Origin of the sequence: Paenalcaligenes suwonensis, from assembly GCF_011290505.1 — a bacterium.
In the GTDB taxonomy this organism is placed as follows: domain Bacteria; phylum Pseudomonadota; class Gammaproteobacteria; order Burkholderiales; family Burkholderiaceae_B; genus Paenalcaligenes; species Paenalcaligenes suwonensis.
The window spans coordinates 37,347-61,584 of sequence record NZ_JAANPV010000012.1; the positions used below are offsets into that span (position 1 = coordinate 37,347).

Below are 24,238 nucleotides of genomic sequence, written 5' to 3' on the forward strand. Positions count from 1 at the left end.
GGCGTTTTTTGTATAGAGTCGAATAAGATTGCGTTTAGGCGCTAACTGCGTGCATCGCTTCTATATTACGCACCAAAAACGTTGCTGCTGGCCACTTTTCTAAATGGGCCGTGGCGTAATCCAGTGGGCTAAGCTTTGTTTTATCTAATCGCACTACCGTTGATCGCTCGGGGGCCTGAGCAAAATCCACACCATGTTGCATTAATAACGTGATGAGTTCAGTGCCATTTTCTTGCAGGGCAGCTAAGTGATACACGCCTTTTTCTAGGCCTTTTCTGGATGCATGCATGTCTGCTAAGTTAGCGCCGTTTTCTAGTAGTACGTGTACGGCAGCCGGTGCGTTTTTGATGATGGCCCAGCACAAGGCGGAGTGTAGGTGCTCAGGCGCAACAGGGTATTGCAGCAGAAAATCGATGGCATCAACGTTGTTTAAGCATGCGGCGTCGTTGAGTAAACCGTAGTTATCACGCGAGGTTTGCGTCACGTCGCAGCCTTTACTAATCAGGTACTCGGCGAAATCCCTGTCCCACGCATAGCAAATAAGCTGGCTTAGGAGGTTGCGATTTTGGCAGCCCTTTTTCGTGATGTCTGAGCCTTTTTCTATCAAAAAGGTGGCCATGTCTAAGTTGCCGGCTTCTATGCAAGCAAATAGAGCGTTATTACGTAAAAAATTACCCAACTCAATATCAGCACCGGATTCTAGCAAGAGGGTAACGGCTTCACGGTTGTTGTTTAATGCGGCGGCGTGTAGCGGTGTCCCTGTTTCTTGGGTGCTTTTCTTTAACTGTGCAGGCTTTACATTGACTAAGCGTTGCGTGATGAGCGCTAGGTCGTTAATGACGCAGGCGTAGAGCAAAGAGTTATCGTCTTTCATGTTACTTCACACTGCCAATGTTTCTATCGGCCTCGGCACCTTCTAGCATTAAGGTGGTTTCTTCAATGCGCAAGAAACGGCCTTCGTGGTCTAGCTCACCAAATAAATACACCTCTTGTACGACGGTAGAGCCATCGCGTTTAGTGACATACACGCAATGCCTATCCGCGTAGCGGTTACCGTCACGCAGTTCGTCTAACACTTCGATGCGTACCGATGCCACGACTTCACGCAACTTGCGTATGTGTTGGGTGAAGGCGGTTCTATCGTCCCACACGCCATTGGTGCGTTGTCTGTAGTGAGGGCTGAAATGGCGATCAATGACATCACTCAAGTCAAGCTGCTGTTGGTTGAGTAATTGGTCTAGTACGGTATGAATACTGATGGCGGGCATGCGTATATTCCTAGCGGTAAGCAAAGCGTAAAACTCTAGCTGCTTAGTATAAAGGGCGTAGCGATGGTGAGGGGGATAAGCGCTGTAAAGAAGGCAGCCTAACCTCTAAAATACGGCTTTATCTATTCGCCAACTAGAGCAGCAGGGAAGTACAGAGACAATGAAAAAGAATTATGCATTACAGGATTACCCCGTACATACCGTAGAAAAACTGCGGTTTCGTGATACCGATGCACAAGGTCATTTGAATAATGCGGTGTATATCACCTTAATTGAGATGGGTAGAGTGGACATTTTGTTTGACCCTAAATACGCCTTAGATCACGAGAACAGTATGTTTATGCTGGCACATATTTCAGTGGATTATTTGGCTGAAATCAATTGGCCAGGTTCGGTCGTGATAGGAACGAAGGTTACCCATATAGGGAACAGTTCTTTTACGACAGAGCAGGTAATTTTTTCGGGTGATGTGTGTGCCGCCGTAGCGAAAACGGTGATTGTGTGGGCAGACAAAACCACACGTCAGAAGAAACCACTTACCGACGCGGCAAAAACAGCGTTGGCGATGTTACAAACCGAATGAAAGTAGCGTATCGCCGGTAAAACCGCATAACTTGCTCGTGTTTTCTGCGTTTGGGCTAAACTGAGCGCAGTGAACAACGAGTGACAACATGACTGAAGAAATCTCCGCCAGCCAACAGGCAAGGGAACAGTTTATTGAGCGTAATGGTCTGCAAGCCGAGGCCAGTGGCGTGCCCCGAATTGCGGGACGCTTAATAGGTATTTTCTTGTTGGATGGCGGCCCTATTAGTTTTGCCGAGCTGGCTGAGCGGTTACAGGCTAGTCGGGCCAGCATCAGTACCAATACGCGTTTGCTTGAGCGTTTGGGCATTATTGAGCGTGTATCCATACGCGGCAAACGCCAAGATTTCTTCCAGTTGCACAATAATCCTTTTGCCTTAGCGGTAGAACACAGTATCCGCGAATCATTACGATTTTCAGGTTATGTGGATGAATTGTTAGAACATGGGGATTTGCCTGCCGACGCGACTGCTCGTGTGCAAGCCGCCCAAGATTTTCATAAAGCAACCGTCATGGCATTGGAAAATTTGCTCATGACGTTGGCGGAAACGGGCTGGTCTATGCCAGGTGCTTCCACCAAGTCCTAAGTGCGCTGAGTGAAAAGGCGACGGTAGTACTGTTACAGTGTGCGACCCAATAGTTGACCTGGCCAACCTTCTACATCAAAGGTGCTTAGGCGCTTATAGCCGCAGGATTCATAAAACCGAATCAAGGCACCAGAGCCTCCACCGTAGCAATCCACGCGTAAACGGTTAACGTGAGCAAAGCGAGCCTGATCGTCAGCAAAGGCGAGTAAGCGTTTGCCTACTCCTCTAGCTTTAGGGTTGCGCGAGGCAATTAACAACCGTACATAGAGTTCAGGTTCGCTAGCGGGCGGCACATAAGGCATGGCGTCGCCCAGCACTAAAGCGGCCAAAATGGTTCCTTTTGTATCTTCCACTACCCAAGCACCCGGCAGGGTGCAGGCTTCGGTGACTCTAGCCTGTTGATGAGGTTGGGATGACCAAGGTTCTACGCCCCATTGCTGTTCATTACCTATGCTCATAAACCACGCGACTACTTCATCAAAAATCGCTAATACAGCGGGGGCGTCGGCAGCGCTTGCTCGACGTATGACTAAATTGCTCATGTTGATGACTGCTACCTTCAATATTCTTTAACCAGTGTGAGTGCCGTGCGAACCGTATGAAAACCTAAGCGTTCGTACAGGGCGACGGCTCCGGTTAGGCTTTCTGCGTCTACACTCAGTACGGCCAAATCCAGGGCCTCGTGTTTAAAACAGTGCAGCGCATGGGCAATTAGTGCAGTGGCTAAGCCCATACCTCGGGCATGGGAGGTGACGCCTACGACCTGTATATAGCCAAAGCGTCGTCCCCTAGCATGCCAATCTTCGTGTGGGACAGCACAAATAATCGTGGCGACTACCGTATCCGAGCCATTGCTAGAAGGGGCTTTGATGACAAAGGACAAATCGGTGCGGGTAGGGCCGCGTTGGTTATCGCGTAACCATTCTTCCTTACTAACAGGTTGTGAGCCCCAGTGATCACGGAAAGCATCGTTGTGTACGGCGCGTGCCGCTTCTTCGTTGCCTATGTAGCTTTCTATGCGATAGCCCTCAGGCAAGGCAGGTGTAGGTAAAGCGTGGTCTAGCTCGCGCTCTAACTCTAGCCATGACCTAATGGTGCGATAGCCGTTTTCCTGCGCTAACTGACAACTGCTTTGTACGGAGTTCCATGCGGCAACAGCCAATAAAGCGGGGGCAGTGGCATCAAGGGTAGAAAGAAATTGCTGCCCGCGCTCTTCTTGCCACGTGAGTAAGGCGGTACCTATGCCTTCGCCACGACGCTCAGGGTGCACCATCCCTTCTAAGTCTACCCAGACTAAGGTGTTATGTGTGGGGCTACCAAATACTAAGCCGTAGGCCACGGCTCGGCCTTGAGCATCCAGTCCAATGACAGAGTCTTGTTCTAGGTTAACAGAGGGTTCGTCAAAAGTAAGTGCATAGTCTGTGGCCGATGTGGCTTCCCACGGGGAGTCTACGGCATGGCAGGCCTGTGATAGCGCTACTAATAAAGGGATATCGTCGTGACAGACGCGACGCCATGCGACGCCGGCAACGCTTGCCGGTAATCGCGGGGTAGGGGATACACACACACGGTGTTTCAGTGTGAGAGAGGTATTCATGTTGTACAGATTTTTTATTCTTGATTGTTAGGGGTGGGGGTTTCCCAATAGCCAAATAGGGCTAATCCCGATGCTTCAGCCAGCGCGATAGAGGCAAGGTTATCGGCCTGACTACGGTATTGAAGTTCGCCGCTTTGTGACATGGCGTATTGCCCTACCGCCCGCAGCAAGCGAGTGGCATGGCCTTTACCGCGCGCTGTCGCCAGAGTCAGCACGCCAATATCAAGGATATTGTTGTTGCCCCACGGGTAAATGCTGGCTGCTGACACGAGTTGGTTGTTGTCGGTCACGCCAAATACGGCCCAGTCGTCCAGAGCCACTTGAGCTTGATCCAACTCTTGGTCTGTAGTGTGATATTCCAAGTTGGAAAACAGCATGGCATCGTCTTCTGTTAGCTGACGTATGTGTGGGTTTTGGGGCGTGAGTAACCACGACTCTCGCAGGCTGTTGGGCAGGTAGTACAAGTGATCAGCACCATGCATCACTATGCCTAGATTGCGTAAACCCAAGCGCAGTGTGTGTTCGGTGAGCAAAGCACTTTCATCCAGAGTGCCGTTAGTACGTAGTGCGTGTGCAATGTCGGGTAAGAGCGCCACATAAGTGTGCGTGTTGCTGATGGTGTGCAAGATAGTGACACCTTCGTCGGCGTCTAATGCGGGATTCACGCTGATGCTTAGGTGTTCATCGCTATATACAGTGGGGCCTGTAAAGGGCTCTTGCCAGTATTGGTAAATGGCTTCGGCAAATCGTGTCATGGTGTCTTATGTGGAAAAACTCAGCGTTAGCGCGTGGCAGTGGCTGGCTACTTATCAGAAAAATGCCTAGTTGTTATTGGCTGATGTGGGCAAGGTGGAGGCTGTAAGTAGACTGGTCTGTTATGGTGTTTTAAAAATAGACCGTTCAGTCTAAACTGAACAAACTAACTATACCAGTGTTTTTTGTATTCAGAGCAGAAGCGCGTTGGTGACGGTTCATTGATGATTTGAGAAATTCTTAAAGATAGGCGATGATTGATTAACTGCTCATCAAGCAGTGAAATAAAAGCAGCAACGAAAATTCCACAAGTTTTTTCGAAGGCGAAAACACTATGAGACAAACACCTGCATTACGGTTGCACGTGCCCGAACCCTCTGGGCGTCCCGGTCAACCTACTGATTTTTCTTATCTACATTTGCAGCCAGCTGGTGCGGCGGCAAAACCCCCTTTGGATGTATCGGCGCGTGATACCACGGACATAGCCTATGGCTTAGTGCGTGTGTTAGACGATGACGGCAACGCTGTAGGCCCATGGGCTCAAGACTTGCCGCCGGAGTTATTGCGCCAAGCCATGCTAGCCATGATTAAAACGCGTGTGTTTGATACGCGTATGGTGAATGCGCAGCGCCAGAAGAAAATGTCTTTCTACACCCAAAGCTTGGGTGAAGAGGCCATTGGTGTAGCGCAGGCGATGGTGTTGAACAAAGGGGATATGTGTTTTCCTTCTTACCGGCAGCAAAACTTGCTGATTACCCAAGGTGTTTCGTTGGTAGACATGATGTGCCAACTGTTTTCTAACGAAAAAGACCGCTTAAAAGGTAGGCAGTTGCCGGTGCTGTACTCGGTACGCGATGCGGGCTTTTTCTCGTTATCGGGAAACTTAGGCACGCAAATGATACAAGCGGTGGGGTGGGCAATGGCCTCCGCTATCAAAAACGACACTAGTATTGCGTCGGCATGGATTGGTGACGGAGCAACGGCAGCAGCCGATTTCCAAACGGCACTGACGTTTGCGCACGTGTATCAAGCCCCTGTTATTTTGAATGTGGTGAATAACCAGTGGGCCATTTCCTCCTTCCAAGCTATTGCTGGTGGTGAAAATAACAGCTTTGCGGCACGGGGTGTGGGCAGCGGTATTGTGTCTGTACGAGCAGATGGTAATGATTTCATCACGGCGTACGAAGTTGCTAAATGGGCGGCAGAACGTGCACGCGCCAACCTTGGGCCTACGCTCATTGAATGGGTGAGCTATAGAGCTGGTCCACACTCAACCTCAGACGACCCTAGCAAATATAGGCCTGCTGATGACTGGTCGCACTTTCCATTAGGCGACCCTATTGCTAGGCTCAAGCAGCACATGATCAAACGCGGCGTGTGGTCTGACGCTGATCACGAAGAGGCTGAAAAAGCGGCCTTAGAAGAGGTGATGGCAGCACAGAAAGAAGCCGAGGCCTTTGGCACTATGGCCGATGATCAAGTACGTAGCGCGGCCAGCATGTTCGACGATGTGTACGAACACACGCCATGGCATCTGCAACATCAGCGTCAACAGGCGGGGGTGTAATCATGGAACTGCATAAACAGCTAGAGCACGATCTGGTGGATATGACCATGATCCAAGCCTTACGTTCTGCCATGGATGTGATGCTAGAACGCGATAATAATGTGGTGGTTTTTGGGCAAGACGTGGGGTATTTTGGCGGTGTATTCCGCTGTACCGAAGGCTTGCAGGCTAAGCACGGTAAAACCCGCGTGTTTGATGCCCCTATCTCTGAAGGCGGTATTGTGGGCGCGGCGGTGGGTATGGCCGCTTACGGATTACGCCCAGTAGTTGAGATTCAATTTGCCGACTACTTTTATCCAGCCACTGACCAAATTGTTTCAGAAGCGGCACGCTTACGGTATAGATCCGCTGGGGAATTTACTGCACCGGTAACGATTCGCATGCCCTGCGGTGGGGGGATTTTTGGCGGTCAAACGCATAGCCAAAGCCCAGAAGCCTTTTTCACCCATGTAAGCGGCATACGTACGGTGATGCCCAGTAACCCCTACGATGCAAAAGGGTTGCTGATCGCTTCCATAGAAAATAACGACCCCGTGATTTTTCTGGAGCCTAAGCGCTTGTATAACGGGCCTTTTGATGGGCACCACGACCGACCTATTGTGCCATGGTCCAAACATGAAAAAGGCAAAGTACCCTCTGGTTACTACACCATAGAGTTGGATAAAGCAGCGATTGTACGTCCGGGCGAGGCGCTGACTGTACTCACGTACGGCACCATGGTGCATGTGGCGCTAGAGGCCGCGCAAGCCTCAGGCATTGATGCCGAGGTCATTGATTTGCGTACCTTATGGCCAGTAGATTTGGACACCATCGTGGCGTCGGTGCGTAAAACAGGGCGATGTGTCATTGTGCACGAAGCTACCCAAACCAGTGGGTTTGGTGCCGAGCTGACTACCTTGGTGCAAGAGCATTGTTTCTACCACTTAGAAGCGCCTATTGAACGCGTGGCAGGGTGGGACATTCCGTATCCTCATGTGCATGAGTGGCATTATTTCCCTAGCCCACAGCGCGTACAAGATGCGTACAGACGAGCCTTGGGTAGTGTGCCCACAGCAGACAACGGACGTACAGGAGGTCAGTGATGGGTATACACATTATCAAAATGCCAGACATTGGCGAGGGTATTGCAGAAGTTGAGCTAGTAGGTTGGCATGTTAAAGCGGGTGATACCGTGGTGGAGGACCAAATACTGGCTGATGTGATGACCGATAAGGCGACAGTGGAAGTACCTTCTCCTGTAAGTGGTGTGGTAGTGGCTTTAGGGGGTGAGATAGGCGAGGTGATGGCGGTAGGTTCCGAACTGATACGCCTAGAAGTAGAAGGGCCAGGCAATGCGGGGCTAGTCAGTGCATCGGTAGAGACTGCTGAGGCGACTCCCGTGGTTGAGGCACCCAAACCGGTAACCGCTACGCAGGCCAGCGTGACTCAGGATGCGCCGGTTGCTACTACACCAGTCGCTTCTGCCACTCGCAGTGCCCAGGTCATCCCTATGCGATCGGCTGCTGTGCAAGGGGCGATAGCACGCCCCACAGGTGCCAAACCCTTGGCATCACCTGCTGTGCGCAAGCGTGCTTGGGAGCTGGGCATAGAGCTGCAATATGTACCTGCGAGTGGGCCAGTGGGGCAAATTACCCATCAAGATTTAGATGCTTATATACGCCAACCAGCGGCTAGCGCAGGTGATGCTCGGGCAGTACCTCGCGCCACGGTTCACGATGACGAACGTATTGATGACATCCCCGTTATTGGCTTACGACGCAAAATCGCTCAGAAAATGCAGGAAGCCAAGCGGCGTATTCCTCATTTCACCTACGTAGAAGAACTAGACGTTACCGAGCTAGAAAACCTGCGCAGCAAGCTCAATCAAGAATATGGCGAGGATAAAGGCAAACTAACCTTACTGCCGTTTATTGCACGGGCGATGGTGTTAGCCATACGCGATTTCCCGCAAATGAATGCACGATACGATGACGATGCCGAAATTATCCATCGCTATGGTGCTGTGCATTTGGGGGTAGCCACGCAAACAGAAACTGGGCTAATGGTGCCTGTAGTGCGACACGCCGATCAATTGGATATGTGGCAAGTGGCGTCAGAAACAGTGCGGTTAGCGCGGGTAGCCAGAGAAAACCGCGCTACCCGTGACGAGCTGTCGGGGTCTACCATTACCTTGACCAGCTTAGGCCCACTGGGCGGTATTATGGCAACGCCGGTCATTAATCACCCCGAAGTCGCCATTGTGGGGGTAAACCGTATTGTGGAGCGGCCAGTCATTAAAGACGGTGCTGTCGTCGCGCGCAAAATGATGAACTTGTCATCGTCTTTTGATCACAGGGTGGTAGATGGTATGGATGCCGCACAGTTTATTCAACGTATACGTACGTTGTTGGAGTGCCCAGCCTTGTTGTTTGTGGAGGTGCTATGACGCTACAGAAAACGACATTACTGATACTAGGTGGAGGCCCTGGGGGATACGTTGCCGCATTACGCGCTGCACAGCAAGGATTACAAACCGTCTTGGTAGAAGGTGGTGGCGTGGGCGGTACCTGCTTAAATGTAGGTTGTATTCCGTCTAAAGCCTTAATCCATGCGGCGGCGGAGTTTCATCGTGCAGCGAGTTATGAGCAACAATCCTCGCCACTAGGGATTACAGTGACTGCACCTAGCATAGACTTGGCGCAGACCATGGCGTGGAAAGATGGGGTAGTAGGCAAGTTAACCTCAGGTGTAAATGGCTTACTACGCAAAGCAGGGGTGCATCTGCTGCAAGGCTGGGGGCGCATTCTGGATGGCAAAACTGTAGAGGTAGAGCACGCCGAAGGCACGGTACGTATACAGTGCGAGCATTTGTTGATTGCTACGGGTTCTCAAGCGGTTGCCTTAAGCCACTTACCCTTTGGGGGCGATGTGTTGTCATCCACCCAAGCGCTGTCGCTGACGCAGGTGCCTAAGCAATTCGCTGTGATTGGCGCTGGTTATATAGGCCTAGAACTGGGCATGGCGTATGCCCGATTAGGTAGCCAGGTAACCGTGATAGAGGCGGGTAATCGTATTTTACCCGGTTACGATGCCGAACTCGTGAAGCCTGTAGAAGCCAGTTTACAAGCACTAGGTGTCACGATGCGTTTGTCGTGTTCAGTGACCGAGTTCGACGCTAAAACCAATACCTTGCATTGGGTGAGTGGCGAAAACACGGCCGGTGAAGGGCGGTTTGATAAAGTATTAGTGGCAGTAGGGCGTCATCCGTACACCAAAGGCTTTGGCTTAGAAAGCTTAAACCTTGCCATGAACGGTAATGCCATACGAGTGGATGATCAGTGTCGTACCTCTATGCATCAGGTGTGGGCCATTGGCGATGTAACGGGAGATCCCATGCTGGCCCATCGAGCCATGGCACAAGCTGAGGTGGTAGTCGATGTGATTGCAGGTAAAAAGCGCCACTTCCAACCAGCTAGCATCCCTGCTGTGTGCTTTACGGTGCCCGAGGTTGTCACCGCAGGTTTATCAGCAGAGCAAGCCACGGCAGCAGGAATAGATTGCATCACTGGGGTATTCCCCTTTGCGGCGAATGGTCGGGCGATGACGATGGAGGCCTCGCAGGGGTTTGTACGCGTTGTGGCCAGACGAGACAATCATGCCATCGTAGGCTGGCAGGCGGTAGGTGATGGGGTGGCTGAGCTCATAAGTACCTTTGCGTTATCGCTAGAAATGCAAAGTAGGCTAGAAGATGTAGCAGGAACCATCCATGCTCATCCGTCATTAGGCGAAGCCATACAAGAAGCCGCCTTTCACGCCTTGGGGCAGGGGCTACACCGGTAAACGTAGAGGGGCTATCCCTTCTACGGCGTATCGCTACACTTAATACAGCTTTACGCCTACTGGCACGGCTTTGTCGGGCGTACACAGCACCACACGGCCTTCCTCGTCTGGAAAGCCTGTCACCAAGCATTCAGACATAATGGGGCCTATCTGCTTGGGCGGAAAATTAATCACGGCTACCACCTGTTTACCGACTAGCTCATCCAACGTGTAGAGATCGGTGATTTGCGCGCTGGATTTGCGTTGCCCAATCTCAGGGCCAAAATCCACTAGCAGTTTGTAAGCAGGTCTGCGGGCTTCGGGAAAGGCTTCGGCTTGAATAATACGGCCTACGCGCAGTTCTACTTTTTCAAAATCATCCCAAGAAATGGTGTTCATGGTGCAAAAGCTCCAGAGCTAAAACAAGAATAAGAAAGGGCGAGCAAGGTGCTCAACCGTGGTGAGAGACGTCGCTGCTGTTTTATGGGTTGTTGAGCAGCGAGGCAGCAAGTTGTGTGGCGTGTGTCATGCAGGTGCTATTACCCTCTAGACCAGCACGTACAATGGCGCCTTCCAAAATAAAAGCTAAGTGCTGGGCTAGCGCGGTGCTACGTTCAGGCTGTTGCGGCAGTAGCTCGGTCACATGCTGGCGAAGCAGTGCTTCTATTTCTTCTTTGTGCTGGCGTACCGCCAAGCGTGCGCTATCGCCTGCTGGAAACTCAGCAGCCGCATTTAGCAAACCACACCCTCTAAAGCCGCGCTCATAGGCGTCGTCTGCATGGTCGGCATAAGCATTAAATACCGCTAAAACGCGCTCTTTTGGGCTGTTTGCCTGTTGTAAACGTAGGGCATACAACGACAACCATTCAGCATGACGTCTTTCTATATACGCCGCGATCAGTTCGGACTTAGAGGCGAAATTGTTGTACAGACTTTTCTTCGCTACATTCGCTTTTTTGACGATGGCATCAATGCCCGTCGCCGCAATGCCATCGTTGTAAAACAAGGTGGCCGCCGCGTTTAGCAACTTGTCGTGCGCGCTTTCTTTTTTGGTTGCGGGGGATTCGCTCATAATCGTTACATTGAAAGTAGGTAGACCAGTATACCTATTTATTGGGCGATAGTGTGCTCAGTGCTGCGAACAGCAGGGCGTAGGGTTAAGGCTATTAGCACTTTTTGTGGTCATTTTTCGTGTGCTACGCCCCTTTATCCGCCCTCAATCATGCGAATTGAGGGGGGCGAAGCTTTGTTCCACACTGCTACTACATACCAAAGGAGAAACGTATGACAGTAGATGAAAAGCAAAGTGGGCAGGGCATGGTTGATTACATGACCGATTTCTAACTTGTTGAAATATTGGGTGTTATTTTTGGTTTTGTCTAAGATTCTAAAATCTGTCTAATACTTAGACATTCTTACCCTGCTTTCTGGTGGGGCCAGAAACAACCTGAATGGTCTTATCACGCAGGTAAATTTGGGTAGTTTTTCTGTCGGTATGACCTAGCAAGAGCATTGGGTCTTTACCCTCGCGGTCAGCATCAGTACCTGACATTGCCCGTAGGTCGTGCAGCGTTACGTTTTCTACACCCGCTTTAGCTGCACTTTCTTTGAAAACTCGCCACACGTTTGTGTGTCTTCGCTCAGTCCCTTGTATGTTGGTACAACCAACTCGGATGATGGATTTTTTGTGATGAGAGAAGCCTTTTCTATTGTAGCTTGTAAACCTTCAGACCACCCTACGGTTAGTTTCTTGCCTGTCTTTTGTTGTTCGAAGTAGATGCCTTCCTCTGATATGTCGGAGTAGCGGATGGCGAGTACATCGCCAATTCGTTGCCCAGTGTAGTAACAGAGGTCCATAACGACCTGCAGCCAGTCCGGTGACTCAGCATGGATTCTATCGAACTCCTCTTGCGTGATGAGACGATCCCGCGACTCGGTCGTCAGGCGTTTCACTGATTCGCATGGGTTTCTGTCGACTATTTCACGGTCTAGAGCCCATTGGAAAACTTGCTTAAGAACGGTTAACAGGCGGTTAGCTGTTGCGGGACTATGTCTCCATACGTCGAGCATTTGTACTACGCTGCCATGTGTTACCTGGCTTGGCGTGAACTCAGCAAACATTTCCTTGAGAATGCGTTCTGCATATAGATATTGTTTGAGTGTAGCGGGGGCGACTTTCTCTGTAATGAAAGGCATGGCCTTGGTTATGAGGGATACCACTCCCTCCTTGGGGATCGCAACGATGCGGGCGTGAGCTACCAGCGCATCGTGCAAGTTATCACCTAGGCGTGTCCACTTATTGTTTTTGACATAGTAATAAGCCCCGTGCTTTAGGTATACGCAGGCGGGGAGGTGCCGATTGTGTTTCTTTGGGCGCATAGCCTAACTCCACTTCAATAACAGCTTTAAGCACTACAAGTGAACCATCAGGGCGAATACGAAATGGGATGCCCATTTGCGTGAGCACCTCAATTCGCCCTTTGTTGCGGGTCTTCCCTGTGATTTCTGTTAACTCAGGGTCATTTAGCGTAAGTGAGTTTTTCCTTACTCTGGTGCTCATAATAGCTTTGTCCTTTAGATATCATGGCGTATCCAATAAAAACCCGGCTTATGCCGGGTGTGTAGTTGCGTCTGTAGGTTTAGATTTGTAGTTTTCTTTTTGTTACGTTTTTCGTGGTGAATTTAAAATTCTGCTATGTAGACTGTTCATACGCTGATGAAATAATCATAATTTAAGAGACTTTTTGTGTTGAGAGGGCACTATGGGTGAGAGTGAGTTTGTTAAATACGAAATAAGCCCAGCTCGGATCATATTTGCCTTTCACACAGCAGAAAACCAAAGGGTTATAGCGCAAGTGTCGCTTTACGCACTAGAGAGGCTGGCTGGGAGAGAATTGCGTAATGCTGATATGTGTATAGAGGCTTATGTGTTACACAAAGAAGCTATACATTCTGTTGTCTTAAACAGTCGTAGCATCAGCAGTAGTGAGCTTGTTACAGTGGCGCTTCCTGATGTGTTGAAAACTAGACTAAACGCCAAGGAAGCATCCTTAGACGCATAGGGCATTTCAGCTTTGCATCGCTCAAACTTCAGGCGGATGCACAGGGCAAGGCCACTTCTGCGTGCCATCAACAGATGGGCAGGTGCATGTGGTTTTGTCAGGATTTAGCGCGATTGCTACTTTCCAATTCCAGTTTTGGGGATCAGAAAGGTAATGCCCCAGAAGAAAGTGAAGGGCAGCTGCTTGTTCATTCTCGGCGCGTTTTTTTATTTCATGACCGCTGTCGCGTAACAACTGAGCGATTCCAGCGCACATAAAGTTTGGCCGCCCCAAGATTGCTATTAGGTCATCATTAAGCGGGGGCAGGGGCTCCTGCGCTGCAACGATGTCGGTAGGTACTGCTGCAGCGGATGCGAAGAGATCAGCATAGCGACTGCGCATTTGATCATGCGTGAGCATTTTGCTATCAGGTTGTCCATCAGCATTAATGAAGTCGAACCGGATGAGGCCAGGCTGTACCTGTTCGCTCTTGATCGCCAGCCCTGATGGTGTAAGAACAGCATCCGGTATGTCGGTGATGCTGCAATGCTCGATCCATTGCGCCTGGGCGGCAGGGGATGCTGCGTTACCCATTTTCCAAAACGATTCTAGCCAATGCCCCTCCGGTGGCCGGTAAGTGTTCAGCCGCCCAAACTCAAATGCGCCAGTGATTCCATCGGATGTAAGGGCGCGTATGCCTAGAGGGTCTAAGTTGAGGCTATAGGGGCGCATGCCTTTGCCAGCAAGTTCTTTCGCCAACATATCCATATCATCTGCATGCTGCTGGCGTTCAAATTTGATCAGCTTCACCAGGTCAGGCTGGCTTAGATTTTCGATTTCTTGTATCTGTGTCATGTGGGTGGCTTCTATGTATAGGCGTAAAAAGAAACGCACTAAGCTAAGCTTGTGCGTCTGTGGGGGGTGGGTTTTTGTAACAATTTGAGCTTTGTTGAAGCTTTAATAATCGCTAGGATATCAATGCAGGAGTATGGGTATCGAGTAATGCATCTATAGAAGCAAGAATAGGTGCGTTATTTTTTAATAAAACTCACAGAGAAAGACTATGCGCGCTGAATATATAGAGGAACCGTCAGGAGTACTTTTTTTGTTTTTACAGGAAGGTGATAAAACCTTGGGTTGGGTCTCAAAAAGCTCTTTGGAGTCTTATGCCAAAGAGGAGCTAACACCTGATGGGTGTGTGAGCGTATACCATGCGCATAAAACAATAATTCAAAAGGCTGTTTTGAGTAGCGAGTAAGTATAAGAAGTGTGCAATCAATCAAGAAAGCGGCATTTTTATGCCGCTTTTTCGCGCCTTAGGCAAATAAAGCTGAGATTTTTCACTTGGAGCCCCATAAGTAATTACTCTAGTTTGTATCGACAAAGCAATAAAAAGTAACGTATTGTTATAGTCGTATCTATTGCATACGGCTAGAGGTATCTACAAGGAGAGTGAAATGTTTTGTTTTCCTGTTTGGGTAGTTATCTGGTGCAGGCTGGTTGTATTCTATTGCTTGATGCTCCTCGTTTATTTTTTTTGCTTATGGATAGCGGGGCGTATAAGAGTCAAAACTAAGATAGGAGGAGGTGATTAAACTATTATCGGATCACCTTGTCGTCTAAGTTGCGCTTCAAGCGAACGTTAGAGCTTAGGAGAGCGGGCGCTTTCCCACCATGCGCTGTTTGAGCTTCTTCCGCTCGCTGCAAGTTGTATTGAGCAAGCGGGGATAGGGTAGGGGTAACAGCTTTCTTTGTTCGTTTCACGATGCCTTCCAAATTCCAAAAATAAGGGCTGGAATAACCAACCCGATTAATATTGCGACGAATGCCCATAGGTGCCATCTTTTAACTTTCACGTCTTACCCTCCATCCTCCGGTACCACCATCCTCGTCACCGTAGGCCATACCAAGGGGCGAAATTTCGGTGCCGAGCGCGATTTTTCCAGTTGAGTGATAGCAGTATGTTTCGCAGCGCCTTAGCATCAGTAAGATGTGGCCGCCGTCGTCCTCTGTTAGCTTAAAAAATTGCCCCGGTTCAATATGCTGAATGCGGGGCTTAGGTTTATATCCGTTGAGTACTTTTTTCTTTGTGGGTTCGCTCATAAGCCACCACGTTTCACCACTTCATTGAAATAGACTAGCCAGCCGACGGCAGCTAAGCAGATGACTACTGCTAAGACGGACCAGCCTGCGCACTTCTTACACCACACGTTTACTTCTCCATAGAACCCCGCTTGCGCGGGGCTTTGTTCGCAATATGATTAAGGGGTGCCACGCAGAATCTGCTGTCCGGTTTCAGTCGCGATTTTGGCGAACACATCACGCGCAGCATCTTCAATGATTTTGTGGGGGCGAACCATTTCGTACCACATCACCAGGTTGGCATCGTTGATGCGGTAGCGCAGGCGGCATTCAATTTTGTAGCCTTCGCCGCCGTCGAGAACAGCAATACCTATTTTGAAAGTTTCAGGGATTTGCAGCTTACCCTTGGAAGAAGTCCCTTTAATTTCTTCTTCGTATGTAAGCTCTGTCTGCCCATTCTGCAGACGGATACCAGACGAGAAGTTCACTTGTTTTTTGGCCTGTAGGCTGCGCGAGATTTCCAGCATGTCAGCGCCAGCAGGTTCTACGATGTCAGGTAGGTTGCGTTCAATAAACTCCGCAAATTCTGCCTGCTTCATTGCTTTACCATCGCTCTTAGACCATTCCAGCCATTCAGGCGAGAATGGGCAGGCGTATTTCACTCTATGGTCTTTCCAACCGGCACTTTCATGTGTGTGGTCGTTAAGTACGCCGGTGAAGCTGGGCGGGTTCAGCTTAGCGTAAATCTGGCTGGTGTCCGTGGCATGTTTATTGAAGTACTGGATAAAGCTACCTGCATCATCCGTGACTACAGCGCCAGTCTTGCGAGTAGGGGTTGGTAGATGAGATTCAAGCGTAATGATGCTGTAGCCATCAGGTACGATGGCGTATGCACCATCGGCACCAGGTATAGCAACAGGCTTCCCGAGTGCGGCGCCGGCGGCGAGTGCGTCAGAAACAATTTTTTCCATGACTGATTTTTTCCTTATACGGTTTTAAGGTTTTGGGGTTTTTCGGAACCAATGGTTTTCAAGCCTTCGATAGTCATTTGGCGTGGATCCTCGCGCTGGAGGTTGCCTTCGGGCGTGGCCCACATAATGGAGCCGCCTTTTTCGAGCTCAGGCACTGTGGATTTAATGGTGTCTGTGATTTCCAGTTCACCGCTCTTTCCCGGCTTGAGTTTGATTTGAAGGGTAAGTGATCCAACCTTCCCTGTATTAATGCAAGCGTTTACTACTTCCTGCATTTTTTCGGTTAGTTCGTCGTGGAGGGTTCCATAACGGAGGTCTTGAAGAACCTCGCCAAAGGTTTTGTTGCTCATGATTTCCTCGGATTAAAAAAGCCGCAGGATAAGCGGCTGTTGTTGGGGTATGTGGCAGGGTGGTTTATTTCTTAAATTACGTATTCACAGCGAGCGAGCAGCGGAGCGAACGGGATATCGTCGTCCATGTCAGCAATGCCGCCACCCTGACTTGCTGCTTGGTACGGGTTGCTTTTTGGGTTTTGGGTAGGTGCTCGCTGCTGCGGAGGTGCACTGTACTCACCATCATTGCCACCATCACGACCACCTAGCATTTGCATTTGGTCGGCGATGATTTCAGTGGTGTAGTTGTCTTTACCGTCTTGGCCTTGCCATTTGCGTGTGCGCAGGCGGCCTTCAACGTAGACCGAGCGGCCTTTTTTCAGGTACTCGCCAGCGATTTCGGCTAGGCGGTTGTAGAACACGACTCTATGCCATTCGGTATCTTCTATCGTGTCGCCGGAGCGCTTGTCAGTCCACTTGGAGGAGGTGGCGATTGAGATATTGCAGATGGCGTTACCTTCTGCGCTGTAACGTACTTCCGGATCACGGCCTAAGTTGCCCACCAGAATTACCTTGTTAACTGAAGCCATGAATTATTGTCCGGGGTAGGGGCCGGTGAAGGCCAAGATTACATAAATGGTGATGCAGACCAGCCAGCTCCAAAAGTACGCTTGTGTGGGTATTACTTCGCTGGGGTCGATAGGTGGTCGGATGTGGTGTTGCCAAATCCATGTGACGGTACCGCCAACAGCAAAGGCGAGCGTCCACAGGAACAGGCTAGCAAGCATGCTCATGATGTATTTCCTGTTGAGTTGTGGGCGGTGAGCCCATTGGATAGTAAATAGCCAGCACCGTGCGGAGCCGCTGCAATAGTGGCTCTGGCTGTGCTGTTAAGGGAGTGTCCCCAGCGTTATCAACAGATCGTGGGGATAATTGTTTGAAGCATAAAAAGTGCGCTGTATACTTGCCAGAGTTTCTTGGAGTAACCTGCGATGAAAAAATTACTAATTTGCTTACTTGCTTTTGGATTAACGGCCTGTGCGGTGTATACGCCAAGAGGTTCCGTTGTGGTTGATCCTGATGGGAACTTACAGCAAAGACATTGCCCACCGGGTCAGGCCAAGAAAGGCAATTGTTAAGCCGTTTACCATTAAGGGCGGTGGTTACTGCCTAGGGTGTCAGGTTTAACAAGCTATTTGAGGTGAAGTGTCCTATGCTGTAAGAGTCATACAGCAATTTTGCTGATGTCGAAGTTTACTCATAGGGGTTGTAATGAATAAAAGCGAGAAGTCACCAAAGAGGGTGAGGCCACAAAGCTCAGACTCCGTTTCGAATAAACCGGGTTGGCCTGCGCAACCATCCAGCGCTGGTATCAAAAGGGCAAGTTTTGCTCATTCTCGTAAACCAGTTAATCGGGGTTCAGGCAGAGGTCGATAGAGTTGTGTCAGGTAAGATTCGGCTGTTACAAACTATACCTATCTTTAACTGGCCATACATGACACTATGAATGCAGGGATATTTTTCCCTGATGATTTAGGATTTATATTGAAAACAGAAATCGGTATTGTGAAGTGGTTTGATAACACACGTGGCTTTGGCTTTATCATGCCAGAGGATGGTAGTAAGGACCTCTTCGCACACCATAGTGAAATCCAAGGTGATGGATATCACAAATCGCTTGATGAAAACCAACGAGTATCTTTCGTTGTTGGCCAAGGTCAAAAAGGACCATGCGCCACAAGAATTCAAGCTGTCTAATACAGCCGTTCTTGCATAACACAGCAAGAACATAAGAGAGTAAAGACCGGTGACTTTACGAAGCGCCGGTTTTTTGTTTACCGCAAAGCCCCATAGTGCTTAAGTGCGTTAACACACATCTACAACAATCATAAAAAAGGCCAGCATCCTCGCTCGCCTATAACTTTTTACTACGCGTTCACTTTTTTCTACGCTACGCTTTTGGCAGCACCAGCTCCCGACCGCTCTCAATGAACAATATGAAGAAGCGTTGGAGATCTTAATGATTTACCACAAACTGAATCAGGGTGGCATGAGCCCCCTGCACGTATCCCCTTTGCTTGAACCTAAACAAACTGCTAAACAGCAAGAAGAACAAGCTCAAGAAAGGCGACTTACCGAAATCCGTCGTAACTTTGTCCGCAACCTGAAAAACAGGTTTCCTGGGCTACCTTACTAATTAGCAAGTAATAACACCTTGCCACCTAAGCCGCCTTTCTAGGCGGCTTTTGCTTGGCTCAGGCTGCTCATGGCTGCTTTGCCTCCATTGCGGCGTCATCAATCCTTTTTATTGCCATAGCTAGATCAAATGGCTTGCGATTGATAGCGCGAAGCCATGGCAACCATTCATTCCATAGTTCAGCATCTTTGCGCAGCTGCTGTATCTCAGGGGATTGCAGTAAGGCTTGCTCGATATTGCGTAGGCATTGGTTAACGTTTTTGATGGTGACTGTCTCACCGTCAATATCGACCTCAGCGACAAGGCACTGCATTGCTTCTTTTATTTCCGCATCACTTAGGACTGTTGGGTTGCTCATGCTGGCCTCCTATTAATCACAGTTTGACGCGCTCCATTCCCATAAAGCAGGGTGGTGTAAACACGGTCTATAGACAGGTGGTTGGTATATCGGGGCTAAACCGATACTGAAACGCGCCAAACTGTGCCGACTGAATCAATCGGCTAATTCTGGTTAAGAGAGTTCTAGGCGTTGAAGCACGTTAGATAACGCAGCATTTAGGCCGTTAATCCGGTCGGTTGCTGAGCGCATCGATTCACCAAGTTGAGTTTGAGGGAACTTCCCGGGCTCGCCGCCTATGCTCGCAGGCTCTGATGGATGCATAACCTGCTCCAGTCGCGCCATAAGTTCGCTCACCGTAGATTCAAGAGCGGCTAACCCATTGCGCTGCAAAAGCATCTCACGCTCAATTTCAAGCTCTTTGTGATCGGATAAGGCATAAATAACACTGTGTGCGGCGTGTTGCTCAGTAATGTGTTTGTTCATTGATTCCTCGCTTAGTGGGTTCCGTGCTGTGAATGAGGGCGGGCGTGTTGGGTTACGCGCAGGTGGCATTTGTGATTGCATTGGTTAATCCTGTCTTGGTGGGTTTTGGTAGACGCTCTGCAAAGCCTACGTGTGTGCTGGGGAACCGACCCCCTATGCAGAGCGCCTGCCAAAAAGCCCTACTGAGAGGGCATATTTATTGATTTAAGGATTCCGCCCTAAGGAGATGCCGATAATCGCTAGGTCGAAACCTTTTCTCAGATAGGCTTTTGCCGGTATTGAAGCAGGGGTATTTGCTAGCATCTTGTGCTCTCGGAGCTTTTCAATCCAAGCATCGGCTTGTGCGGAGAGTTCTCGCCCTTCATTAATCATGTCGATTTCTTCTTGGCTCAAATCTAGGTCACCCTTGAGGTGCTTGTGCTGGTTATCCATGTTTTGCTCGATATAGGGTGTTAATCAGATGAATCGGGTGTTATGGCGTCAATAGCTGCGCCGACACTGCCGCGAAAGTCTATGTCAGGCAGTATTGACTGAGGTTTGAACACTACGCGGTAGTGGTACATGCTTGCTGTTGTAGGCTCTAGGTGCTCGACAAAGAATGTCACGTTGTCGGAGAGCCCAAGCATGTGTTTCTTGAACTGGTTGCGTCCAACTTTGCAGGTTACGTGTAGTACGTGTCCTGATTGGCTGGTTTCAACGCTGCACAGTCCTTCAATGCTGAGCATGTAGCGATCAGTGATGCCGTTGTAAAACACAATGCGGCGGTTAACTTCAAACTGATCAGCTGCTTTAGATACGTTACGTGCAGCAATTTTTGCATCATCAGCATCACACCCGGCAAGCAGAGCAACTGCAATAACCACCGTAGCTGCTTTAGTGATGTTTCTCATGACGCCTTCTTGCCATATAAGACGTTCGCGGCTGCCAGCGCGGCTTTCGCAACTGCCTCAGCTGCTACCTTCGTTTCTAGATGTTGAGCTGAGCTTGTGGCGGCATCAACAGCTCGCTTAAAGGCATACTCGATCTGGCTTTCGGTTAGCTTTGTGTTTTCGCTCATAAATACCTCGCTTCAGTAAGCACCACCATTGATGCTTACCAAAGCGCCCGCATGGGCAGGCTGGTTATTTATTGCATTCAAAGCAAGAGCAGCTCATGCCGCCAGCTCGTTGTGCACGGCCCCTTTCAAAGGCGTCATCTGCGTCATTTCGATTTACGCGATTCTCGATAAGCAGGCGTGTAAATTGCTTTCTGTCATCGTGATAGCCTGCTATGCGCATAAAAGTAAGTGCATCAGATCGTTTCATGATTTCCTCGCTTCAGTTGCTGGCCTCGGTTGAGGCCATCCACCAAAGCGGCCTGTTTCCAAGCCGTTGGTAAAACGTGGTTCCGTAAATGCTGCGGTACGGTTTCCTAACCGCCCCCTACCAAAATCATCAGGGGGGCGCCGAGCTCCACGCATGTTGTAGGCCTCACGCCAATCGTGGAAATGTATCTACTCGGTTTTTTGCTTTTCTTTGTGCCTGGGCGCAGCCGTTTCCCTTCCGCACCCTAAACACTTCACAGCGGGGCGCGTGGCGTCTTTGTGTGCCGTTATTCGCCGCTCCCTGATGTTGTCGGGGCGGTGTGGTCCACACGTTGAGTTTTTAAAGATCGTTTTCAACTCTGTTTGGCTGCCCTTTGGGCTAGGCTTTGGTGAGTTGTTGGATGGAGTATAGAAAAGCTAGACATTAAAGTCAAGTATCTCTATACATTGGTTTAGGATATCTAGACTTATGAGATTTAAAAAAAGCCCTTGAGTAGGGCTGTAAGTCTTGTAGGTAGTGGTATCAGCCTAGCTTTTGATGTGTTGTTTCGAGCATTTGTAATAACAACAAAAACAAGTTTGCTCGATCTTCGCGGCTAATTTGATCAAACTGCTCGGGGCATACAGCCCAAGCCCTGACCACAGAAATCGACATTGATAGGGATTCTTGTGCTTCATCCCATGCTGGCTGGCGATTTGCTGGTGTTGTTGCCATCCTGACTTCCTTCTATGTTTTATCAGCGTCCATGCGCTTGCGTTATCAAAGGGGAAAGAAAGTTAATGAAATCAGCAGGAGGGCAGATATAGCAAGCCTTCAGGCTGATGCGGGTAAGGGGTAGAGGGGATTAGGCAAATCTGCCAAATCCTATATTAACTGTATAAAAACACAGTGTATAGTCAAACTTTGTCTCGACAAGGTTTTGATACGGGGCATAGCTACAGACGCAAAAAAGCCCTCAGAAGAGGGCTTTTTTGCAAATGGTGAGAGTTAGGTGGGGGGGAGATCAATTGAGAACAGGTCGTGAATTTTATTTGAATCTAAAGTGGCTTCTGTCCTAGGATAGGATGTGGTTTTGTGGTGGTAATCACTCGGATCTCTTCGATTCCGAATATTGCTTTCAATGATACTTTCGATGTTTATGTTACTGAGAAGTTCTTCTATTTCGTCGAAATCCGCTTGCACCCCAAGATCAGAGCATAGATCAGCAATTGCAAGATGAACCTGCTCAGCCGCATCGTCAATAGCTCTCATATCATAATAGTCCACAAGAATGCCTTGATCCCATATGATTTCATCAATAACTCCACTTAGAATCTTAAGAGCTAATGGATTAAATACATCCAGCAAAGCATCGCGGTCGGAATCGCTAGGCATTTCGTTCGCGATTTGAATCAGCTCACTAATGTCGTCGAAGTTAAACCAATCACTGTCAATCTTGTTTAGAAAAAGACGGATGAAATTGATATCGAATAAACCATATTTCACTCCATATCTAAGAAGTGGAGAAATCATAGCTATGTAGCGTGATCCATCTTCTAAGCTTTGAAGTTTCGTTAGAAGCTGAATGACGGCAGACTTTGTCTCTTTAGAGTCTGGATTATGCTGCGTCGCAATCTTAAGCATTTCAATCATCACTATTGCGTTTTGAGCATCATAGTTAGCAGCTAAACAATCATTAGAGAAGTGACTAGAAACGACTTTAGCTGTCGTTTTGGGAACTTTTCCGCGGGCAATGGAGCTGGTTAGATAGCGAATCATCTGCTTTGTTTTTAATGCCAAAGCAAGTGCGGCGAGAAGATCACCATCCGCAGAAATTTTAGGTAGTGCAAAGTCTGAGATTGATGGATTGAACAGATCGAATGCGGATTGATCTTTCGCGTTCAGGGTACGGTTTAGTAATGAGCCGATGAGAATTTTGATATTCCGGTGGTAGTCAGTGTCCCCTTGGATTCTTGCAGAGCTTGGCGTTGTGAGGTAGCTTCGGTAGGCGGCGATAAGATCCTGTTCGGAAATATCGCCGCCGTTTGTGACAACGAGAAGAAGAATGACTCGTTGAGCATCTGACATTTGCTGGTCGTAGACATCACCCCAAATTTCTGCAGGGTTAGCTAACTTGGAGGTTATATAACGCCAATAGCTGGTAGGTTGTATTGAGTTGATCCTCATTGGATCTGTTACGAAGGATATAATTCGAGGATTGAAGTTGCGATGGTCAATGACGGCCATATAGTTTTTTTCTTTCACGATCTCCTTTAAATGACTAATGCCTAACCCAGAGTGCCAAATACAACTATGGAGGATGCCAGCTTTATCGAGTGAACTAAGTTTCCCTACCTGCAGTTCGAGTTCATGTCGATCCACACTCTCTATACGGAATAGATCAGTCAGCGACTTACCCCGATTAAGAATGGTTGTTCGCGATGTTAGAACGAGGCGCTTACTGCGATCTGCGCGAATCCTCTTGATAAATCCAACAATATGTGAATCTTCGTGTCTACCAATCGCTTCTAGGAATGTGCGACCAAGAAAGTCATCAAAATAGAAAACTTGCTTAGTGTTTTCTTGATATGCTGCTTCTAGTTCATCAATATCCTTTGCAGCAGCGCACAGTTGGAACCCTTTAAGTACGAGGTCGAGACATAGCTGTTCAGCAAGTGTAGTCTTTCCCACGCCAGGCTCCCCTGTAATTAAAATTACATGTTGCTCAGTAAGGCGAGAGAGGCCCTCTCGATGTGACGCTGTTTCCACGTAGCGTGCACGTTTCTGGCGCATTTCGTCAAGAACAAAAGCACTACGCCCCACAAGAGCAAGAGAGGTCATCTGGCTTAGTATCGTTGCGCTGTGCAGCCAAAGTTTTATGGTTTTCTGTTCTATGTCTGGATGTAAGAGAAGTAGGTCGTTCAATGTTTCATTCCCGATAACATCTGCGTCGCTCTGGATGAAGGGAGTGAAAATTGTGCGGATCTCCTCTTTGTTTGCAGGAGATAAGGGGAGTGAGGTCACTAGCACATAGCGTTTCGGATTGAGTCGCTTAACTTTGGGAAGCTCTTCATTACGGAGTGTCCGAACAAGCGCTTTAAATCCTGAACGTGCCCAATGCTTGCATTGAACAATCGTTTGATCATTGGAAGTGAAGTATCGGCCGTCTATCCCGCCATCCTTCCCTTGCTTGAATCGTTCATAGACTATACCCTCCTGAGCTCCGAGAAGCCTCAGCGTTAATTGTTCAAACTCTTTATCATCCAGGGATAGAAAATCATAATTGGGCATATGTCTGTGCCTTTTTTACAAATGCGCTAATAGGGCTTTATGGTTTTACTGCACATTTTTACAATT

31 protein-coding genes are annotated in these 24,238 nt (G+C 48.9%); 8 read left to right on the forward strand and 23 right to left on the reverse strand.

Annotated elements, in window-relative coordinates; translation table 11 throughout:
- Positions 1 to 34: 34 nt before the first annotated feature.
- Complete coding sequence (locus GY634_RS15825; protein ID WP_166409694.1) at positions 35 to 874, reverse strand: ankyrin repeat domain-containing protein; 840 nt, start codon at positions 872 to 874, stop codon at positions 35 to 37.
- 1 nt (position 875) lies between these two features.
- The gene (locus GY634_RS15830) at positions 876 to 1,268 is read right to left on the reverse strand and encodes a nuclear transport factor 2 family protein (protein WP_166409695.1); all 393 of its coding nucleotides are present in this window, start codon (positions 1,266 to 1,268) and stop codon (positions 876 to 878) included.
- 160 nt (positions 1,269 to 1,428) lie between these two features.
- Between GY634_RS15830 and GY634_RS15835 the strand changes: the two genes are divergently transcribed.
- Positions 1,429 to 1,851, forward strand: a complete 423-nt coding sequence (locus GY634_RS15835) for an acyl-CoA thioesterase (protein WP_166409696.1) — start codon at positions 1,429 to 1,431, stop codon at positions 1,849 to 1,851.
- A gap of 88 nt (positions 1,852 to 1,939) precedes the next feature.
- Positions 1,940 to 2,437: a GbsR/MarR family transcriptional regulator gene (locus GY634_RS15840; RefSeq protein WP_166409697.1), complete on the forward strand. Its 498-nt coding sequence runs from the start codon at positions 1,940 to 1,942 to the stop codon at positions 2,435 to 2,437.
- 32 nt (positions 2,438 to 2,469) lie between these two features.
- Here GY634_RS15840 and GY634_RS15845 read toward each other — a convergent pair whose 3' ends face one another.
- The 3 genes from GY634_RS15845 to GY634_RS15855 are packed head-to-tail and all read right to left on the reverse strand — an operon-like array spanning position 2,470 to position 4,789.
- Positions 2,470 to 2,979, reverse strand: a complete 510-nt coding sequence (locus GY634_RS15845) for a GNAT family N-acetyltransferase (RefSeq protein ID WP_166409698.1) — start codon at positions 2,977 to 2,979, stop codon at positions 2,470 to 2,472.
- A gap of 17 nt (positions 2,980 to 2,996) precedes the next feature.
- The gene (locus GY634_RS15850; RefSeq protein ID WP_166409699.1) at positions 2,997 to 4,034 is read right to left on the reverse strand and encodes a GNAT family N-acetyltransferase; all 1,038 of its coding nucleotides are present in this window, start codon (positions 4,032 to 4,034) and stop codon (positions 2,997 to 2,999) included.
- A 14-nt stretch (positions 4,035 to 4,048) separates the two neighbouring features.
- A complete protein-coding gene (locus tag GY634_RS15855) occupies positions 4,049 to 4,789 on the reverse strand; it encodes a GNAT family N-acetyltransferase (protein WP_166409700.1) in 741 nt (246 codons plus the stop codon).
- 332 nt (positions 4,790 to 5,121) lie between these two features.
- Here GY634_RS15855 and GY634_RS15860 point away from each other — a divergent pair, with 332 nt between their 5' ends.
- The 4 genes from GY634_RS15860 to lpdA are packed head-to-tail and all read left to right on the forward strand — an operon-like array spanning position 5,122 to position 10,173.
- Complete coding sequence (locus GY634_RS15860; RefSeq protein ID WP_166409701.1) at positions 5,122 to 6,354, forward strand: 3-methyl-2-oxobutanoate dehydrogenase (2-methylpropanoyl-transferring) subunit alpha; 1,233 nt, start codon at positions 5,122 to 5,124, stop codon at positions 6,352 to 6,354.
- 2 nt (positions 6,355 to 6,356) lie between these two features.
- Positions 6,357 to 7,436, forward strand: a complete 1,080-nt coding sequence (locus tag GY634_RS15865) for an alpha-ketoacid dehydrogenase subunit beta (RefSeq protein WP_166409702.1) — start codon at positions 6,357 to 6,359, stop codon at positions 7,434 to 7,436.
- Positions 7,436 to 8,779 carry a dihydrolipoamide acetyltransferase family protein gene (locus GY634_RS15870; protein WP_166409703.1) on the forward strand — a complete coding sequence of 448 codons (1,344 nt, stop codon included), beginning with the start codon at positions 7,436 to 7,438 and terminating at the stop codon, positions 8,777 to 8,779. The genes GY634_RS15865 and GY634_RS15870 overlap by 1 nt, the downstream gene beginning before the upstream one ends.
- Positions 8,776 to 10,173: a dihydrolipoyl dehydrogenase gene (gene lpdA / locus GY634_RS15875; RefSeq protein ID WP_166409704.1), complete on the forward strand. Its 1,398-nt coding sequence runs from the start codon at positions 8,776 to 8,778 to the stop codon at positions 10,171 to 10,173. Before GY634_RS15870 ends, lpdA begins: the two co-directional genes overlap by 4 nt.
- Before the next feature lie 39 nt (positions 10,174 to 10,212).
- On the opposite strand, the gene GY634_RS15880 is transcribed toward lpdA, so the two are convergent.
- The 11 genes from GY634_RS15880 to GY634_RS15930 all read right to left on the reverse strand — a co-directional run bounded on the left by GY634_RS15880 (position 10,213) and on the right by GY634_RS15930 (position 17,372).
- A complete protein-coding gene (locus GY634_RS15880; protein WP_166409705.1) occupies positions 10,213 to 10,551 on the reverse strand; it encodes a tRNA-binding protein in 339 nt (112 codons plus the stop codon).
- An 82-nt stretch (positions 10,552 to 10,633) separates the two neighbouring features.
- Complete coding sequence (locus GY634_RS15885; RefSeq protein WP_166409706.1) at positions 10,634 to 11,224, reverse strand: TetR/AcrR family transcriptional regulator; 591 nt, start codon at positions 11,222 to 11,224, stop codon at positions 10,634 to 10,636.
- Between the two features lie 509 nt (positions 11,225 to 11,733).
- Complete coding sequence (locus GY634_RS15890) at positions 11,734 to 12,426, reverse strand: tyrosine-type recombinase/integrase (RefSeq protein ID WP_166409707.1); 693 nt, start codon at positions 12,424 to 12,426, stop codon at positions 11,734 to 11,736.
- Between the two features lie 22 nt (positions 12,427 to 12,448).
- A complete protein-coding gene (locus GY634_RS15895) occupies positions 12,449 to 12,712 on the reverse strand; it encodes a DUF4224 domain-containing protein (protein WP_135865856.1) in 264 nt (87 codons plus the stop codon).
- A gap of 523 nt (positions 12,713 to 13,235) precedes the next feature.
- The gene (locus GY634_RS15900; RefSeq protein ID WP_166409708.1) at positions 13,236 to 14,048 is read right to left on the reverse strand and encodes a hypothetical protein; all 813 of its coding nucleotides are present in this window, start codon (positions 14,046 to 14,048) and stop codon (positions 13,236 to 13,238) included.
- Between the two features lie 744 nt (positions 14,049 to 14,792).
- Complete coding sequence (locus tag GY634_RS15905) at positions 14,793 to 14,957, reverse strand: hypothetical protein (protein ID WP_166409709.1); 165 nt, start codon at positions 14,955 to 14,957, stop codon at positions 14,793 to 14,795.
- Between the two features lie 81 nt (positions 14,958 to 15,038).
- Positions 15,039 to 15,296: a hypothetical protein gene (locus GY634_RS15910; protein ID WP_166409710.1), complete on the reverse strand. Its 258-nt coding sequence runs from the start codon at positions 15,294 to 15,296 to the stop codon at positions 15,039 to 15,041.
- Positions 15,297 to 15,454: 158 nt separating this feature from the next.
- Positions 15,455 to 16,246, reverse strand: coding sequence for a DUF2303 family protein (locus tag GY634_RS15915; protein WP_166409711.1), 792 nt, complete (start codon positions 16,244 to 16,246; stop codon positions 15,455 to 15,457).
- 14 nt (positions 16,247 to 16,260) lie between these two features.
- A complete protein-coding gene (locus GY634_RS15920; protein WP_166409712.1) occupies positions 16,261 to 16,596 on the reverse strand; it encodes a hypothetical protein in 336 nt (111 codons plus the stop codon).
- Positions 16,597 to 16,667: 71 nt separating this feature from the next.
- Complete coding sequence (ssb, locus tag GY634_RS15925) at positions 16,668 to 17,168, reverse strand: single-stranded DNA-binding protein (protein WP_166409713.1); 501 nt, start codon at positions 17,166 to 17,168, stop codon at positions 16,668 to 16,670.
- Between the two features lie 3 nt (positions 17,169 to 17,171).
- On the reverse strand, positions 17,172 to 17,372 hold the full coding sequence (locus GY634_RS15930) for a hypothetical protein (protein ID WP_166409714.1): 201 nt from the start codon (positions 17,370 to 17,372) through the stop codon (positions 17,172 to 17,174).
- Between the two features lie 751 nt (positions 17,373 to 18,123).
- Here GY634_RS15930 and GY634_RS15935 point away from each other — a divergent pair.
- A complete protein-coding gene (locus GY634_RS15935; RefSeq protein WP_278249060.1) occupies positions 18,124 to 18,336 on the forward strand; it encodes a cold-shock protein in 213 nt (70 codons plus the stop codon).
- A 262-nt stretch (positions 18,337 to 18,598) separates the two neighbouring features.
- A complete protein-coding gene (locus GY634_RS15940; protein ID WP_166409716.1) occupies positions 18,599 to 18,775 on the forward strand; it encodes a hypothetical protein in 177 nt (58 codons plus the stop codon).
- A gap of 67 nt (positions 18,776 to 18,842) precedes the next feature.
- Here GY634_RS15940 and GY634_RS15945 read toward each other — a convergent pair whose 3' ends face one another.
- The 7 genes from GY634_RS15945 to GY634_RS15975 all read right to left on the reverse strand — a co-directional run bounded on the left by GY634_RS15945 (position 18,843) and on the right by GY634_RS15975 (position 24,172).
- A complete protein-coding gene (locus GY634_RS15945; protein WP_166409717.1) occupies positions 18,843 to 19,133 on the reverse strand; it encodes a hypothetical protein in 291 nt (96 codons plus the stop codon).
- 153 nt (positions 19,134 to 19,286) lie between these two features.
- Positions 19,287 to 19,598, reverse strand: coding sequence for a hypothetical protein (locus GY634_RS15950; RefSeq protein ID WP_166409718.1), 312 nt, complete (start codon positions 19,596 to 19,598; stop codon positions 19,287 to 19,289).
- 204 nt (positions 19,599 to 19,802) lie between these two features.
- Positions 19,803 to 20,030 carry a hypothetical protein gene (locus GY634_RS15955; RefSeq protein ID WP_166409719.1) on the reverse strand — a complete coding sequence of 76 codons (228 nt, stop codon included), beginning with the start codon at positions 20,028 to 20,030 and terminating at the stop codon, positions 19,803 to 19,805.
- 20 nt (positions 20,031 to 20,050) lie between these two features.
- Entirely contained in the window at positions 20,051 to 20,488 is a 438-nt protein-coding gene (locus tag GY634_RS15960) for a beta-sandwich lipoprotein (protein ID WP_166409720.1), read from the reverse strand.
- Complete coding sequence (locus GY634_RS15965) at positions 20,485 to 20,655, reverse strand: hypothetical protein (protein WP_166409721.1); 171 nt, start codon at positions 20,653 to 20,655, stop codon at positions 20,485 to 20,487. The genes GY634_RS15960 and GY634_RS15965 overlap by 4 nt, the downstream gene beginning before the upstream one ends.
- Before the next feature lie 769 nt (positions 20,656 to 21,424).
- The gene (locus GY634_RS15970; protein ID WP_135866486.1) at positions 21,425 to 21,616 is read right to left on the reverse strand and encodes a hypothetical protein; all 192 of its coding nucleotides are present in this window, start codon (positions 21,614 to 21,616) and stop codon (positions 21,425 to 21,427) included.
- Between the two features lie 273 nt (positions 21,617 to 21,889).
- A complete protein-coding gene (locus GY634_RS15975) occupies positions 21,890 to 24,172 on the reverse strand; it encodes an nSTAND3 domain-containing NTPase (RefSeq protein WP_166409722.1) in 2,283 nt (760 codons plus the stop codon).
- Positions 24,173 to 24,238 lie beyond the last annotated feature (66 nt).

What these genes read in the sequence shown, in the direction of transcription:
- GY634_RS15825 (WP_166409694.1), bottom strand. Translation starts at nt 874, where the DNA reads ATGAAAGACGATAACTCTTTGCTCTACGCCTGCGTCATTAACGACCTA.
- GY634_RS15830 (WP_166409695.1), bottom strand. Translation starts at nt 1,268, where the DNA reads ATGCCCGCCATCAGTATTCATACCGTACTAGACCAATTACTCAACCAA.
- GY634_RS15835 (WP_166409696.1), top strand. Translation starts at nt 1,429, where the DNA reads ATGAAAAAGAATTATGCATTACAGGATTACCCCGTACATACCGTAGAA.
- GY634_RS15840 (WP_166409697.1), top strand. Translation starts at nt 1,940, where the DNA reads ATGACTGAAGAAATCTCCGCCAGCCAACAGGCAAGGGAACAGTTTATT.
- GY634_RS15845 (WP_166409698.1), bottom strand. Translation starts at nt 2,979, where the DNA reads ATGAGCAATTTAGTCATACGTCGAGCAAGCGCTGCCGACGCCCCCGCT.
- GY634_RS15850 (WP_166409699.1), bottom strand. Translation starts at nt 4,034, where the DNA reads ATGAATACCTCTCTCACACTGAAACACCGTGTGTGTGTATCCCCTACC.
- GY634_RS15855 (WP_166409700.1), bottom strand. Translation starts at nt 4,789, where the DNA reads ATGACACGATTTGCCGAAGCCATTTACCAATACTGGCAAGAGCCCTTT.
- GY634_RS15860 (WP_166409701.1), top strand. Translation starts at nt 5,122, where the DNA reads ATGAGACAAACACCTGCATTACGGTTGCACGTGCCCGAACCCTCTGGG.
- GY634_RS15865 (WP_166409702.1), top strand. Translation starts at nt 6,357, where the DNA reads ATGGAACTGCATAAACAGCTAGAGCACGATCTGGTGGATATGACCATG.
- GY634_RS15870 (WP_166409703.1), top strand. Translation starts at nt 7,436, where the DNA reads ATGGGTATACACATTATCAAAATGCCAGACATTGGCGAGGGTATTGCA.
- lpdA (WP_166409704.1), top strand. Translation starts at nt 8,776, where the DNA reads ATGACGCTACAGAAAACGACATTACTGATACTAGGTGGAGGCCCTGGG.
- GY634_RS15880 (WP_166409705.1), bottom strand. Translation starts at nt 10,551, where the DNA reads ATGAACACCATTTCTTGGGATGATTTTGAAAAAGTAGAACTGCGCGTA.
- GY634_RS15885 (WP_166409706.1), bottom strand. Translation starts at nt 11,224, where the DNA reads ATGAGCGAATCCCCCGCAACCAAAAAAGAAAGCGCGCACGACAAGTTG.
- GY634_RS15895 (WP_135865856.1), bottom strand. Translation starts at nt 12,712, where the DNA reads ATGAGCACCAGAGTAAGGAAAAACTCACTTACGCTAAATGACCCTGAG.
- GY634_RS15900 (WP_166409708.1), bottom strand. Translation starts at nt 14,048, where the DNA reads ATGACACAGATACAAGAAATCGAAAATCTAAGCCAGCCTGACCTGGTG.
- GY634_RS15910 (WP_166409710.1), bottom strand. Translation starts at nt 15,296, where the DNA reads ATGAGCGAACCCACAAAGAAAAAAGTACTCAACGGATATAAACCTAAG.
- GY634_RS15915 (WP_166409711.1), bottom strand. Translation starts at nt 16,246, where the DNA reads ATGGAAAAAATTGTTTCTGACGCACTCGCCGCCGGCGCCGCACTCGGG.
- GY634_RS15920 (WP_166409712.1), bottom strand. Translation starts at nt 16,596, where the DNA reads ATGAGCAACAAAACCTTTGGCGAGGTTCTTCAAGACCTCCGTTATGGA.
- ssb (WP_166409713.1), bottom strand. Translation starts at nt 17,168, where the DNA reads ATGGCTTCAGTTAACAAGGTAATTCTGGTGGGCAACTTAGGCCGTGAT.
- GY634_RS15930 (WP_166409714.1), bottom strand. Translation starts at nt 17,372, where the DNA reads ATGAGCATGCTTGCTAGCCTGTTCCTGTGGACGCTCGCCTTTGCTGTT.
- GY634_RS15940 (WP_166409716.1), top strand. Translation starts at nt 18,599, where the DNA reads ATGATTTACCACAAACTGAATCAGGGTGGCATGAGCCCCCTGCACGTA.
- GY634_RS15945 (WP_166409717.1), bottom strand. Translation starts at nt 19,133, where the DNA reads ATGAGCAACCCAACAGTCCTAAGTGATGCGGAAATAAAAGAAGCAATG.
- GY634_RS15950 (WP_166409718.1), bottom strand. Translation starts at nt 19,598, where the DNA reads ATGAACAAACACATTACTGAGCAACACGCCGCACACAGTGTTATTTAT.
- GY634_RS15955 (WP_166409719.1), bottom strand. Translation starts at nt 20,030, where the DNA reads ATGGATAACCAGCACAAGCACCTCAAGGGTGACCTAGATTTGAGCCAA.
- GY634_RS15960 (WP_166409720.1), bottom strand. Translation starts at nt 20,488, where the DNA reads ATGAGAAACATCACTAAAGCAGCTACGGTGGTTATTGCAGTTGCTCTG.
- GY634_RS15965 (WP_166409721.1), bottom strand. Translation starts at nt 20,655, where the DNA reads ATGAGCGAAAACACAAAGCTAACCGAAAGCCAGATCGAGTATGCCTTT.
- GY634_RS15970 (WP_135866486.1), bottom strand. Translation starts at nt 21,616, where the DNA reads ATGGCAACAACACCAGCAAATCGCCAGCCAGCATGGGATGAAGCACAA.
- GY634_RS15975 (WP_166409722.1), bottom strand. Translation starts at nt 24,172, where the DNA reads ATGCCCAATTATGATTTTCTATCCCTGGATGATAAAGAGTTTGAACAA.